14 protein-coding genes are annotated in these 13671 nt (G+C 62.0%); 5 read left to right on the top strand and 9 right to left on the bottom strand.

Annotated elements, in window-relative coordinates:
- Nucleotides 1–59 precede the first annotated feature (59 nt).
- From AC0L2Z_RS27830 to AC0L2Z_RS27790, 9 genes are all read right to left on the bottom strand, one after another.
- On the bottom strand, nucleotides 60–1076 hold the full coding sequence (locus AC0L2Z_RS27830) for a type II secretion system F family protein (protein WP_128169878.1): 1017 nt from the start codon (nucleotides 1074–1076) through the stop codon (nucleotides 60–62).
- 12 nt (nucleotides 1077–1088) lie between these two features.
- Nucleotides 1089–2102 carry a type II secretion system F family protein gene (locus AC0L2Z_RS27825; protein ID WP_128169877.1) on the bottom strand — a complete coding sequence of 338 codons (1014 nt, stop codon included), beginning with the start codon at nucleotides 2100–2102 and terminating at the stop codon, nucleotides 1089–1091.
- Nucleotides 2103–2131: 29 nt separating this feature from the next.
- Complete coding sequence (locus AC0L2Z_RS27820) at nucleotides 2132–3646, bottom strand: CpaF family protein (protein WP_128169876.1); 1515 nt, start codon at nucleotides 3644–3646, stop codon at nucleotides 2132–2134.
- 29 nt (nucleotides 3647–3675) lie between these two features.
- Complete coding sequence (locus tag AC0L2Z_RS27815; protein ID WP_473629844.1) at nucleotides 3676–4959, bottom strand: CpaE/TadZ family protein; 1284 nt, start codon at nucleotides 4957–4959, stop codon at nucleotides 3676–3678.
- A 49-nt stretch (nucleotides 4960–5008) separates the two neighbouring features.
- Entirely contained in the window at nucleotides 5009–5737 is a 729-nt protein-coding gene (locus AC0L2Z_RS27810; RefSeq protein ID WP_128169874.1) for a CpaD family pilus assembly protein, read from the bottom strand.
- 14 nt (nucleotides 5738–5751) lie between these two features.
- Entirely contained in the window at nucleotides 5752–7269 is a 1518-nt protein-coding gene (locus AC0L2Z_RS27805; RefSeq protein ID WP_128169873.1) for a type II and III secretion system protein family protein, read from the bottom strand.
- Complete coding sequence (gene cpaB / locus AC0L2Z_RS27800; RefSeq protein WP_128169872.1) at nucleotides 7266–8078, bottom strand: Flp pilus assembly protein CpaB; 813 nt, start codon at nucleotides 8076–8078, stop codon at nucleotides 7266–7268. The genes AC0L2Z_RS27805 and cpaB overlap by 4 nt, the downstream gene beginning before the upstream one ends.
- Nucleotides 8079–8287: 209 nt before the next feature.
- On the bottom strand, nucleotides 8288–8806 hold the full coding sequence (locus AC0L2Z_RS27795) for an A24 family peptidase (RefSeq protein ID WP_128169871.1): 519 nt from the start codon (nucleotides 8804–8806) through the stop codon (nucleotides 8288–8290).
- Nucleotides 8807–8957: 151 nt separating this feature from the next.
- On the bottom strand, nucleotides 8958–9167 hold the full coding sequence (locus tag AC0L2Z_RS27790) for a Flp family type IVb pilin (RefSeq protein ID WP_128169870.1): 210 nt from the start codon (nucleotides 9165–9167) through the stop codon (nucleotides 8958–8960).
- A gap of 349 nt (nucleotides 9168–9516) precedes the next feature.
- On the opposite strand from AC0L2Z_RS27790, the gene AC0L2Z_RS27785 reads away from it, so the two are divergent.
- From AC0L2Z_RS27785 to mutM, 5 genes are all read left to right on the top strand, one after another.
- Nucleotides 9517–9939: a pilus assembly protein N-terminal domain-containing protein gene (locus AC0L2Z_RS27785; protein WP_023802143.1), complete on the top strand. Its 423-nt coding sequence runs from the start codon at nucleotides 9517–9519 to the stop codon at nucleotides 9937–9939.
- Nucleotides 9940–10091: 152 nt separating this feature from the next.
- On the top strand, nucleotides 10092–10649 hold the full coding sequence (locus AC0L2Z_RS27780) for a TadE/TadG family type IV pilus assembly protein (RefSeq protein WP_128169869.1): 558 nt from the start codon (nucleotides 10092–10094) through the stop codon (nucleotides 10647–10649).
- Between the two features lie 55 nt (nucleotides 10650–10704).
- Entirely contained in the window at nucleotides 10705–11304 is a 600-nt protein-coding gene (locus AC0L2Z_RS27775; protein ID WP_128169868.1) for a TadE/TadG family type IV pilus assembly protein, read from the top strand.
- A gap of 234 nt (nucleotides 11305–11538) precedes the next feature.
- A complete protein-coding gene (locus AC0L2Z_RS27770; RefSeq protein WP_128169867.1) occupies nucleotides 11539–12771 on the top strand; it encodes a phosphopentomutase in 1233 nt (410 codons plus the stop codon).
- Nucleotides 12764–13666 carry a bifunctional DNA-formamidopyrimidine glycosylase/DNA-(apurinic or apyrimidinic site) lyase gene (gene mutM, locus AC0L2Z_RS27765; RefSeq protein ID WP_473629843.1) on the top strand — a complete coding sequence of 301 codons (903 nt, stop codon included), beginning with the start codon at nucleotides 12764–12766 and terminating at the stop codon, nucleotides 13664–13666. Before AC0L2Z_RS27770 ends, mutM begins: the two co-directional genes overlap by 8 nt.
- Nucleotides 13667–13671 lie beyond the last annotated feature (5 nt).

Genomic DNA, 13671 nt, shown 5'->3' with positions numbered 1-13671 from the left:
AAGGTTCTGCACCGCAGCAGTGCTCCGAGGTAACGATCCCCTGTGCAGAGGCCGCCTGGCTATTGGCTGCTCGATGACGGCTGGTCGCCGAAAATGCCGCGCTCGCTGACCTGGATGCCGGCGGGACCCAGGATGATGGCGAACAGCACCGGCAGGAAGAACAGGATCATCGGCACGGTGAGCTTCGGCGGCAAGGCCGCGGCCTTCTTCTCGGCGGCGTTCATACGCATGTCGCGGCTTTCGCCGGCAAGCACGCGCAGTGCGTGCGCCACCGGCGTGCCGTAGCGCTCGGCCTGGACCAGCGCCTGCGACACCGACTTGACCGATTCCAGGCCGGTGCGGCTTGCAAGGTTCTCGTAGGCCTGCTTGCGTTCCTGCAAATAGGAAAGCTCGGCATTGGTCAGGATGAACTCTTCGGCAAGCGCCACCGACTGCGCGCCGATCTCGTCGGCGACCTTACGAAACGCGGCCTCCACCGACATGCCGGATTCGACGCAGATCAGCATCAGATCGAGCGCGTCCGGCCACGCCATCTGGATCGACTGCTTGCGCTTGGTGGCGCGGTTGTTGACATAGAGCACCGGCGCGTAAAAACCGGCATAGGCGACGACGATACAGACGAACAACTTGATGAGAGGCGGCTGCTCCGGCAACCCGCCGAGCACGAACAGATAGATCGCAGCCAGGGCAAAGCCGACAAAGGGCAGGATCAGACGGAAGAAAAGGAAACGCGTCAACGGATTCTGCCCGCGGAAGCCAGCCACCTTGAGTTTCTGCAAGGTGCCTTCATCGGCCAGGGCGCGCCTGAGGTCCAGCCGGTCGACAATATTGCGCATGCCGATCGACTGTTGCTCGCGCAGGCCCTTGCGGCGGCGATCGGCATCGAGGGCAAGCCGCGCACGCTGCTTGGCGCGCAGTTCGTCGCGCTCCAGCGCCACCGATTTCATGCGCGCCTTGAGCTGGTTTCCGCCAAAGGCAGGCAGCAGCGTGAACACGGTGGCAAACACCGCAATGCCGACCAGCAGGGCAATCAGAAATGCCGGATCGGTAAGGGTTTTGACGACGTTCTCGGTCATGCGCTCGAAATCCTAAACCTCGAAGTTCATCATCTTGCGCATCACCAGGATGCCGATCGACATCCAGACCGCGGAGCAGCCGAGGATCAGATTGCCGACGCTGGTGGTGAACAAAGGCATGATGTAGTTCGGGCTTGTCAGGTAGACGAGACAGGCGACGACGAAGGGCAACGCGCCGATGATCACCGCTGACGCCTTCGCTTCCATCGACAGCGCCTGGACCTTTGCCTTCATCTTCTTGCGGTCGCGAAGCACGCGCGAAAGATTGCCTAGAGCCTCGGACAGATTGCCGCCGGCCTGGGACTGGATCTGGATGACGATGCCAAAGAAGCTCGCCTCGGTGCACGGCATCGTCTCGGCCATGCGAATGCTGGCGTCGGGGATCGACAGGCCCATCTGCTGCGAATCGATGATGCGGCGGAACTCGGTCTTGACCGGTTCGGGCGATTCATTGGCGATCAGGCGGACGGCGTCGTTCAGCGGCAGGCCGGATTTGACCGCACGTACGATGATGTCGAGCGCGTTCGGAAATTCGTTGAGGAACGCCTTGACCCGGCGGGCGCGGCTAAACGAAACGAACCAGCGTGGCAGCCCGAGGCCACCGACCAGCAGCGCACCCGGCAAGACATACAAAGGCGCACCGGCGAAATAGGCGAGAAACGTCAGGACGACGCCGCAAACCGCCGAGTAGAGATAGAAGCGCTCGAGCGAGACCTTCATGCCCGCCTGACGGATCTGGGCCTTCAGAGGCGGCTTTTTGGCAAGGCTCTGGCTGGTTTTGTGCTTCTGTTCGAGGTCCTTCAGTGAATCCTGAACCGATTTGCGCCGCTTGGCCGCTTCCGCCACGCGATCGCGCGAAGCCTTGACGACGGCACCATCCGTCTCGGCGGTCTTGATCGTTTCAAGCCGCCTGCCGACCTGCTTTTCGGTGCTGATCCGGTTGAACAGAAAAGCATAGGCGACCGCGCCGGCGCTGAGGCCGGCGAGCACGACGAATGCCAGCACGGTGCCGTCAATTCCAAACATCGGCCCTGGCCCCTACGCCTCCAAATGGATCAGTCAGCGCGTTTCTCCATCGCCTCGAGCGCATTGGCGAGGCGCTGTTCCTCGCCATAGTAGCGGGCGCGCTCCCAGAAATGCGGACGACCGATGCCTGTCGAAACGTGCTCGCCCAGCAGCCTGCCGTTCGCGTCCTCGCCTTTGATGTTGTAGAGGACGATGTCCTGCGTGATGATGACGTCGCCCTCCATTCCGATCACCTCGGTGATGTGGGTGATGCGCCGCGATCCATCGCGCAGGCGTGCGGCCTGGATGATCACATCGACGGAACCGACCACGATTTCACGCACGGTTTTCTGCGGCAGCGTGTAACCGCCCATCGCGATCATCGATTCGATACGGTTCAGGCATTCGCGCGGGCTGTTCGAGTGGATCGTGCCCATCGAGCCGTCGTGGCCGGTGTTCATCGCCTGCAGAAGATCGAACACTTCAGGTCCGCGCACTTCGCCGACGATGATGCGCTCGGGCCGCATGCGCAGGCAGTTCTTGACCAGATCGCGCATGGTCACCTCACCCTCGCCCTCGAGGTTGGGCGGGCGGGTTTCCAGACGCACGACGTGCGGCTGCTGCAGTTGCAGCTCGGCCGAGTCCTCGCAGGTGATGACGCGCTCATCGCGGTCGATATAGTTGGTCAGGCAATTGAGCAGCGTCGTCTTGCCCGAACCGGTACCGCCTGAAATCACGATGTTGCAGCGGACGCGGCCAATGATCTTGAGAATCTCGGCGCCGGGCGGCGAAATGGCGCCGAACTTGACCAGCTGGTCGAGTGTCAGCTTGTCCTTCTTGAACTTGCGGATGGTGAGAGCGGCGCCGTCGATGGCGAGCGGCGGCGCGATGACGTTGACGCGGGAGCCGTCGGGAAGGCGCGCGTCGCAGATCGGGCTCGATTCATCGACGCGGCGGCCAACCTGGCTGACGATGCGCTGACAGATGTTGAGGAGCTGCTGGTTATCGCGAAAACGGATGCCGGTCTGCTCGACCTTGCCGTTGACCTCGATATAGACGTCCTTGGAGCCGTTGACCATGATGTCGGCGATGTCGTCGCGAGCGAGCAACGGCTCCAGTGGCCCGTAACCGAGCACGTCATTGCAGATGTCCTCGAGCAGTTCTTCCTGCTCGGCGATCGACATCGCGAAATTCTTGATCGCGATGATGTCGTTGACGATGTCGCGGATTTCCTCGCGCGCGCTTTCGGGATCGAGCTTGGCGAGCTGCGACAGGTCGATGGTGTCGATGAGCGCGGCAAAGACCTGGCTCTTGGTGTCGTAATAGGTTTCGCTCTTCTGGCGCTGGAGCTTTTTCGGCTCCGGGGCCAATGGCGGCGCCTCGACCGCACGGCGCACGGGCGGCGGCGCAGCAGACGCGCCAGGTGTGCCAGATGGCGGCGGTGCGGGCTTGGCAAGAACCGCCGTTTCCGCAGGTTTTGCCGCCGGCGCGGCAGGCGCAGGTGCCGGCTGACGGAATTCCGGGGTGAATCGGCTGCCGTCGTCGCTGCCTCTTTTACCAAACATGATCGATTACCAATTCCGCTCCGGAAGCATCACTTCTTGCCGCGCGAGAGCTTGCCAAGGAGATTGCCGAGGCCCGCTTTCTTTCTTGCCTTGATTTCGCTGCGCCCGGTCAGCACATGCGCAATCTCGTTGATAATGCCGACAACCGGGTTCCTGGCATCCATTTCGCCGAGCATGCGCCCGTTGTTGGCGGCGTTTCCGAACAGCAGCGGCTCGAAAGCAATGACCGACATCGGCGACAGGCCGAGCGAGTCGGCGAAGTCGGACGACGAAATCTCCGGGCGCTTCGGCACGCCGGCCTGATTGATGATCAGCTTCGGCGGCGGATCGTTCGGGCGAAGCCGCTTGAACATGTCGGCCAGATTCTTGGTGTTGCGCAAATTGGCCAGCTCCGGCGTCGCCGTGATCACGATCTCGTCGGCTTTGACCAGTATGTTCTTGGTCCAGCCCGTCCAGACGTGCGGAACATCGAGCACCAGCAGCGGCACGCTGCGCTGCGCCGTGTCGATAAGCTGGGTGAAAGCCTCCGGGTCGAAATCGTAGACCCGATCGAGCGTTGAAGGCGCTGCAAGCAGCGACAGATGCTCGGCGCACTGGGCAAGCAGCCGATCGAGATAGACCTCGTCGAGGCGCTCCGGTGAGAAAACGGCTTCGGCAATGCCTTGCGCCGGATCCTGATCGAAATTGATGTTGGCCGTTCCGAAAGCCAGGTCGAGATCGGCGACAACCACTTCGGACTTGAACAGCGACGACATCGCCCAAGCCACATTATGGGCAATGGTCGAGGAGCCGACGCCACCCTTGGCGCCGATGAAGGCGATCGAGCGGCCGATCGGCTCGGCTTCCGGATCAATGAAGATCGTCGATATCACGCTGACGATATCGGCCATCGATACCGGCGCGATGACATATTCGGAAATGCCGGAGCGGATGAGCTCGCGATAGAGCCCGACATCGTTGTAGTGGCCGATGACCACGACCTTCGAGGTCGGATCGCAATATTCGGAGAGCTGCGTGAGCTGCTCGAGCAATTGCTTCGGCTCGCTGCGCGATTCCAGCAGGATCAGGTTCGGTGTCGGCGCCGACTGGTAGAATTCGATGGCGGTGGCGACACCACCCATATGGACCTTCAGATGGGCCTTCGCCATGCGGCGATCCTCGCCGGCGCGCTCGACCGGATTGGCAACGCCCTCGGTCTCGCAAAATGCCTGGATCGAGATGCGCGGGATCGGCCGCAACGCCTGCATGGCGGCGGCATCCTGCTGCGAGGTATCGCCGCCATCTATCGCCGTGTCGTAGGCAAGATTGCTCATTGTCATTTCTTTCCGTGACTTGTCTTCCCGTGACTTGGGCGGCTCGAGCTCAATACTCGACTTCCGAATTGCCGAGGAATTCGTCCGAAATGCCTCTCTGGCGGTAGACGTCGACTACCGCGCCGCGATTTTCCGCGTCGATATCGGATTGCTTGCGCGGCCCGAGCAGATCGGTCGGATTTGCGATCTGGGCGGCAAGATTGTTCTGATACGAGCAGCCGAAATCGGCATAGTGCTTGTTTTCCGAGGTCTGCATCAGGTCTTCGGGCCAGCGTCCGCACCTGTCGGTCTGTGCCTTCACCGAGACATAGGCGACGCGGATCGGGGCGGACGCTTCGGCCGAAACCGACTGGTAGGTGGTGATGACGATCCGGTTGCGGCTGATGCCGCTGGCAATCGCAAGCCTGGCGAAATCGCGACCGGCCGCGGTCGCGGCGATCTCGTTGGCCGAACCGCTCGGGATCGAGATCGTCAGGGTCGGAGCGGCGCTCTTGTCATAGCCATCCAGGAAGCCGAGAAGCGTGTCGCGCTGCGACCCGGTCATGCCGCGATCGCCGGCGCCGACCGGAAGGTCGATCTTCTGGTTTTTCTCCGCAATGACGATCGGATGGTTGGTGCGATAGTCGTCCGGAACAGCGCCGACCGTGATGCTGTCCCGGTTGGCGCAGCCCGCCAGCAATGCGGCGACCGCAACCGCCAGGACCGGCAGGCAGATCCGCGAACGGCCGGACCGCATCGCTGCGGTGATCGTCCTTGGCTTCAACGCTGACTGAGACATGTCTGCTTCCCCGCTTACTTGTAGATGAAGCCGACAACGCCGTGATAACGGCCGTTGGGCTTGTCGGTCTGCATGGTGCCGTAGACGCGATTGACACGGCCAAGGAACATGCCGGCGCCATCGCTGGCAGCGTTGAAATTGTCGTCCGGCTTGGCAAGGGCGTTGCGCGTCACCGGCTTCACCAGATAGGGCGTGATGATGATGACGAGCTCGGTCTCGTTGCGGACGAAGTCCCGGCTGCGGAACAGCGTGCCGAGCACCGGAATCTTGGTCAGCCCAGGCAGGCCGTTGACGGCTTGCCTGATGTCGTCCCGTACCAAGCCGGCGATCATCATCGAGCCGCCGGAAGGCAGCTCCACCGTCGTGTCGGCCAAGCGTTTGCGGAGCGACAGGACGTTCGTGCCGGGGCTGGTTACACCCTCTGACAAGGATACCGATGCCTCGGTTGTCGGCTCGGAAACCGACGTCCTGACCTTCAGGCTGATGCGGCCGGGAGACAGCACCACCGGCTGGAATTCCAGGCCAATGCCGTATTCGAGCTTCTCGATTTCATACGTCTTCACACCGGTCTGGTTATCGTCGGACACGGCTTGGGAAACGCCGGTCACCATATTGTACTCGCCGCCGACCTTGAAGGTCGCCTTCTCGCCGGATACGGCCGTCAACGTCGGCTCGGCCAGGGTTTTCATGACGCCTGACTGCTCCATGGCGTTGATGTAGGCGTCCAGCGTCGAGGTGCCGATAGCCAGGCCAGAGTTTGACAGCGACTTGCCCAGGCCGGCGAAGTTGTCACTTATCGCGGCCCAACTGATGCCATTGCTGCTGCCGCTGCCGATCAGGTTGACGCCGAGTTGCTTCATCACCGAGCGGCTGACTTCGGCCACCGTCACTTTCAGCGTCACCTGGTCGTCGCCGATGATCTGCAGCAGGTTGACGATCTGGCTGACGCGACGCTCGGAATCCGGATTGTCGATGTCGACACCGGCCTCGGCCGAGCCGCCGGAGGCGGTCTGCGAATACTGTCCCGTGGTCGCTTCACCGCCGGAGACGAAGATGGTTGCCAGATCGACCGCGCGCTTGGCATCCAGCGGAGTGTCCACGGTTCCGGTCAGGACGACATTGTCGTTCAGCAATTCGACCGTGATGCTCGATGACGGTATGAAGCGCCTGATATAGTCTTCCAGCCCGGCGACGTCGCGCTCGACCGCCAGATCCAGGCTGACGATCTGTTCGCCATTGGGGCCGAAGACGAAGATGTTGGTGTCGCCGACCGCCTTTCCGAAGAGATAGATGCGCCTGGCGGTGCGGGTCACCGCATCGGCGACCGCCGGGTTGGCGACGAGAATATCATAGGCATCACTCGGCAGGTCGATGACCACCGATTTGTTGAGACCGAGCTTGACGCGCTGGGTGGCGGTCGAAGCCGACACCTCGGCGCCTGCCGCATTCGCCTCGAGGAGGCCATGCGCATTCGATCCAAGCAGGAACAGGCCGATTGCCGCAGCCAGTGTGACCGGAGCGTTTAACCTCATTGCCTTGCTCCCACTTCTGAAACTTCGCCCGACTTGATCAGGCGCACTGTCCCGCGCCGGCCATTGCCGGAAACGAGATAGTCGGCCTCGCCCAGATTCTTCTCCTGGGTGTCGGTGATCGACCGCAGCGCCAATGTCAGGCGATCCGCCATCTGCTGGGCGACGGTGATGATTTCCGCCTGCTGCGGTGTCAGTTCCAGCGTGGCGGTCTGGCCGACCCTGGTCCGCTTGCCTTCCTCGTCTTCCTGGATGGTCTGGTCGATCGCCAGGACGCGAATATTCTTGAGGATGGTCTCGGTGGTAAAGCCGCTGCCGCCGGCTGCCGGATCGGCTCTGCGGGTCATGATGACGTCGACGAAATCGTTGGGAAGAATGAAGCCGCCGGCCGACGTATCGGCCGATACGGCTGTGGCGACCGCCCGCATGCCGGAGGGCAGGATCGACGACATGAAGCTCTGTCCCTCGCCAATCAGCTTGGAGCGCCGCAGCGGCTCACCGGCATACATCGCCACGCGGGCGACGCCGCCTTTCAGCTTCTCCAGCGCATCGGGTTCGGCGGCGCGGGTGATGAAATTCGCATTGATGCCGTTGGCCGGCCAGGACTGCCAGGTGATGTTGTTCGCGAGCGGACCGCCCATCGGAACGTCGCCGGACAGGACAAGCACGTCCTGCAGCGCGATTGCCGGCGCCTCGGGGCCGGAATCGACGATTTGAGGCGGCGGCGCCGCCACCATGTTTTTTGCGACATATCCTGCGCCACCCGCCGCGGCGACCGCCACGCCTAGAATGATCAGTCGGGATGCTGGCATATGTCCGAACCTCGCCTTGGCAAACAACCTAGCCAAGCCGGAACCATGCAGCGGCAATCGTCAAAACAAGGTTAATTTAATACTTACGATCGTGCTTAATTTAAGGTTTACATAAATTTGAAGCATCCGGTCCGGCCCGTAGAAAGTCGGCCAAGCCGCCTGCTCCAACTCCAAATCGAATGGGAAAGGCTGGCCTGACGCGGGAAGAATCACGCCGCCAGGCTTGCGAGCGCCCACGCCATCAACGGCGAAGCCGGAAAGGTGAGCAGGCCGCCAATGCCAAGCGCAATGCCATAGGGAACGCCTGATGTCTCGTCGGCGAAATGGCGTAAAAACGGGTTGTGGCTTGTGACGGCCGCAAGCGGCGATTTCCGATAGGCGAGGATGGCGAGCGTCAGCAGGCCGCCGATGACGGTCGAGACCAGGAGGTAGTCGACGAGGTGGATGTTCAGCCCCATCCAGACGGCGCTGGCGGCCAGCAGCTTGGCGTCGCCGCCGCCCATGCCGCCGAGCGCGAACAGCCCGAAGGTCACGGCGAGGACCAGGCCGCCGGCGGCAAAATGCCAGCCATAGCTTGCCCAGTCCATGCCGGTCAGCGGCGCGACCAGGGCGAAGACGCCGACAAGCAGCACCGGCACGCGATTGGCGATCGTCATCGACAGCATGTCGGAGATCGCGGCGAAAAGCATGCAGAACGGAAAGACAACGAAGATCAGGGCTTCAAGCATGGACGCGGCGCCTGTGGTCAAACTGTGCCTGGCCCCAGCCTAGGCATGTCCGATTAACGATTGGTGAGGCCGAAAATTCAAATCGTGCGATATGAATAGATAGGGGCCGCCAGTGCGGCGGCCCCTATCTGGAAACAACTGAGCGCAGTTATTATGGGGCCGGGGCCGGGGCCGGGGCCGGGGCAGCGCCACCGGCGCCTTCGAGCGTATCGGCAATATCGCTGAATTTCTCGTCCAGCGCGGTGCCGAGCTGGCCGGCGCCGACCATGATGGCGAGCGCGATGAGAGCGGCGATCAGACCGTATTCGATGGCGGTCGCGCCGGATTCGTCCTTCACAAAACGTGCAATGAGATTAGACATTCGAGAGCTCCTACTCCAGGTGTTACAGCAATTCCGTCAACTTCTCTGTTGGCTGATCGGATACTGCCAATCTATCGAGAAGCTCTTTCGATCGACTTAATAAACAGCCTTACCGATTCCTTTCCGGCTTCGATGACATTGCGTGGTTAACCGTAGACTAAGCGGCGCCTATTGACCCGACAGGCGCAGCAGGCTGCGAAAGGGGCAATTTAGCGACCGCTCCTGGCGATCCCAGCTCCAGGCGATCAAAGGGCCGAGCCCGACATCATCACGGCTCCCCTCCCTTAACCCTTGCTTCACCAATCTCGTTCATGTTCCGTTGAGCAAATTGCCGTCGTGGAGCGCTTCAATGACCGGGCCGAGATCGTCCTTTCCGATTGCCGCGCTGCTTGCCGCCACGGCTCTTATCGTGCCGGCCAAGGCCGGCGCCGGCATCGAGGTCACCATGAACCAGGCGAAGATCGTCAAATTGTCGCGCGCTGCCGATACGATCGTCGTCGGCAATCCGGCGATCGCCGACGCCTCGGTGCAGGATGCTTCGACGATCGTGCTGACGGGCAAGGGCTTCGGCGTCACCAATCTCGTCGTCCTCGATCAGGAGGGCCGTCCGATCGTCGACGAGCAGATCACCGTCGTGCGACAGGACGCGTCCTCGGTGCGCATCTATCGACGCGCCGAAATACAGACCATGTCGTGCACGCCGTATTGCGAAAGCTCATATAAAAGCGAGGCGGAGAAGACCTCGGAAGCCGAGATGAGCGCCGGCCAGTAAGCGACCCGACCGTTTCGTCTCGCTGAAAAAGCCGCTTCGGTTATCGGCCTGTTAAAACCTCCCCTTCGAATTTAACGATCATCAAAACCGCACTTCAATGGGTTTGCGCTAATGTTGCCCGACACCCCCTAAGGGATCGGCAGGCACGGGACATGAGCAAAGCAGGACGATCAAGCCTTTCAGCGCGCTTCCTTGGCGACCGGCGCGGCAGCACCGCTTTGGAGTTCGCGATGCTTGCGGTGCCATTTGCGCTCCTCGTCTTTGCCATACTGGAGAGCTGCATTTCATTTGCCGGGCAAGAGGTGATGGCCAATATCACCGACGATGTCGCGCGCCAGCTGCGAACGGGCCAGGTAAGGCAGGCAAACGTAACCGAGGCGACGCTGAAGTCCATGATCTGCAGCCGGCTGGAGATCATGGTCGCCAAGGACTGCCCGGGATTGGAAGTGGATCTGCGCGCGTATCCGAGCTTCGCCGCTGCGGCCCAGGCGGGCTTCAATATCCAAGACGGCGAAATCGCGTTGACCGGTATAACCCCCTCGACTTTTACGGTATCCCCGGGCTTGGCTGAATCGATAAACATGCTGCGGGTTTTTTACAAATGGCCCGTCATGACCGATTTCATGGCCAAGTCGATGGCCAATCTGAAAGACGGCAACACGCTGCATTTCGCATCGATGACCTGGAAGAACGAGCCGTTCGACGACTGAAAATGCAAACCGCTGCGTGGGAAAAGGACGATAGCATGGGGCGTGCGGGGCACATATGAGGACCGCTGGGATCTGCGCGAAAGCCATACGGTTCTGCCGTGATCGCCGCGGTGTCGCGGCGGTTGAGTTTGCCTTCATCGTGCCCGTCCTGCTGATGATGTACTTCTTGACCATGGAAGCCTCGCAAGCCATCGAGACCAACAAGAAGGTCAGTCGCATCGGCAGCATGGTGGCGGATCTCGTCACCCAGCAGCAGACCGTCACGCCGGCCGAACTCGATGCGATCATGCAGATCGGCAACTCCTCCCTTCAGCCGTACAACCGATCGATCCCGGAAATCACCATCACCGCGATCCAGGTCACGAACGAGCCGACGCCGCGGGTGCTGGTCGCTTGGTCACGCAAGATGGTCGGCGATGCCTTCAGCGCCGGCGCCGCCAAAAACTCCGTCACCACGGTTGCACCGCAGCTCGAGGTCAAGGGCACGTTTCTCGTTCGCGTCGAAAGCAATCTGGCATACGAGCCGATCATCACCTGGTCGGCGGATAGTGAAAAGCGGCTTGGCTTCAGTTCGGCTTTCAACTCGATATCGATGGGCGAAACTTATTATCTCAGGCCCCGCAGGAGCCCGACGATTACCTGCGACACCTGCTGAACGACGGCGCCCGATCGCCATTGCTATCGGCCTGACACCAGGCGCACGATAGCCGCGGATGCCTTGCATGTCGCATGTGAGTTCCCTCTCGTTTTCCTCGATCCACGCCGATGCCGGCGACAATTCTACCATCGCGCCCGGATGTGCACACAGCCGTCTGGTTCCGAATTGCCAATGGCGGCGCGGCCGCCTATGTCTTGGCGGACAGACAAACGATAATAATGAACCCCTGCAATGGCGCGCGCCTTCCTTTTTGTTCTCGATTCCTTCGGCATCGGCGGCGCGGCCGACGCCGAGCGCTATGGCGACACCGGTTCCAACACGTTCGGACACATCGCTGGAGCCTGCGCGGAAGGCCGGGCGGATCGCGAGGGGCTGCGCAAGGGCCCGCTTTTCGTGCCTAACATGCTCTCGCTCGGTCTGGCGCACGCGGCGAAAACCGCGACAGGATTCGGCTTCGACAGCGGCGGCCTGCTTGCCTCCGCCTTCCACGGCGCGGCGCAGGAGATTTCGAGCGGCAAGGACACGCCGTCAGGCCATTGGGAAATCGCCGCCCTGCCGGTCCGCTTCGACTGGGGCTATTTCCCGGACACGGTTCCCGCCTTTCCAGCCGACCTGACCGAAGCGATCATTCGCGAAGGAGAGGTGCCGGGCATTCTCGGCAATTGCCATGCTCCGGGCACCGAGATCATCGAGTGGTACGGCGAGGAACATGTCCGCACCGGCAAGCCGATCTGCTACACTTCGGTCGACTCCGTCCTGCAGATCGCCGCGCATGAAGTTCACTTCGGCCTGGAGCGGCTCTACGAATTCTGCAAGGTGGTGCGCAGGCTGGTCGATCCCCTGAACATCGGACGGGTGATCGCGCGGCCTTTCATTGGCGAAACCGCCGCCAGCTTCGAACGGACGCACAACCGCCGGGACTATTCGGTGCCGCCGCCCGAACCGACCCTGCTCGACCGGCTGACGGCGCGCGGCAGCCGGGTCATCGCGGTCGGCAAGATCGGCGACATCTTCGCCCATCGCGGCATTTCGGAAGTGCGCAAGGCCGCCGGCAACATGGCGATGTTCGACAAGGCGCTCGGCGCGATGGACGACGCCGGCGACCGCGACCTCGTCTTCGCCAATTTCGTCGATTTCGACACCGAGTTCGGCCATCGGCGCGACGTTGCCGGCTATGCCGCCGCGCTCGAGGCCTTCGACCGGCGGCTGCCGGAGGCGCTTGCACGGCTGAGGGAAGGCGACCTTCTCATCCTCACGGCCGACCATGGCAACGATCCGACCTGGCACGGCACCGATCATACGCGCGAACGCATTCCGGTGATCGGAACCGGACCAGGCTTTGGCGGCGACATCGGGTTGAGAGCGACGTTCGCCGACATCGGTGAAACCGTCGCCGAGCATCTTGGGTTGGCACGCGGCCGTCACGGCACCTCCTTCTACACAGCGATAGGCGGCCATGCCTGAGTTGCCTGAGGTCGAAACGGTGCGGCGGGGCCTGCAGCCGGTTCTGGAAGGCGCCCGCATCGCCCGCGTCGAGGCGCGCCGGCCCGACCTGCGCTTTCCGTTTCCCGAAAAATTCCTGGAGAGGCTGACCGGCAAGACGATTACGGCGCTCGGCCGCCGGGCCAAATACCTGACGATGCACCTGGAAGGCGGTCCGGTGCTGATCTGCCATCTCGGCATGTCGGGCTCGTTCCGCATCGAAACGTCTGATGACACGCCCGAAAGCAGCGAAATGCTGGGCGCGTTTTATCATGAGCGCCCGAAGGCCGCGGTGCACGACCATGTCGTCTTCCATATCGTCTCTCCCCAAGGCGCCCGGTCCCTGCTGACCTTCAACGATCCGCGCCGTTTCGGCTTCATGCTGTTTTCGGAAGGGACGCCTGACACGCATCCGATGCTGGCGGGACTTGGCGTCGAGCCGACAGGCAATGCGTTGGACGGCGAACTGCTCGCCTCGCTGCTGAAAGGCCGGAAGTCGCCGCTAAAGGCAGCACTTCTCGATCAGCGGCTGATCGCCGGGCTCGGCAATATCTACGTGTCGGAGGCGCTGTGGCGCGCCGGCCTGTCGCCGTTGCGCGAGGCGGGCACCATCGCAAAGCCTGGAAAGAAGGCCAAACAGCAGCGCGACGCCCTGGCCGAAGCAATCCGCGAAGTGATCGCCGATGCGATCGCCGCCGGTGGATCGTCGCTGCGCGACTACGTGCAGACCGACGGGTCCCTGGGCTATTTCCAGCATTCGTTCGCGGTCTATGATCGCGAGGGCGAGCCCTGCTCCAAGCACGGCTGCAGCGGCCATGTAGAACGCATCGTGCAAAGCGGGCGTTCCACCTTCTATTGCCGGACCTGTCAGTTGTGACTTAG

The organism is Mesorhizobium sp. WSM4850 (assembly GCF_055811735.1).
Note: the sequence above shows the minus strand (reverse complement) of the source record. Positions and strands in the feature narration are given on the sequence as shown.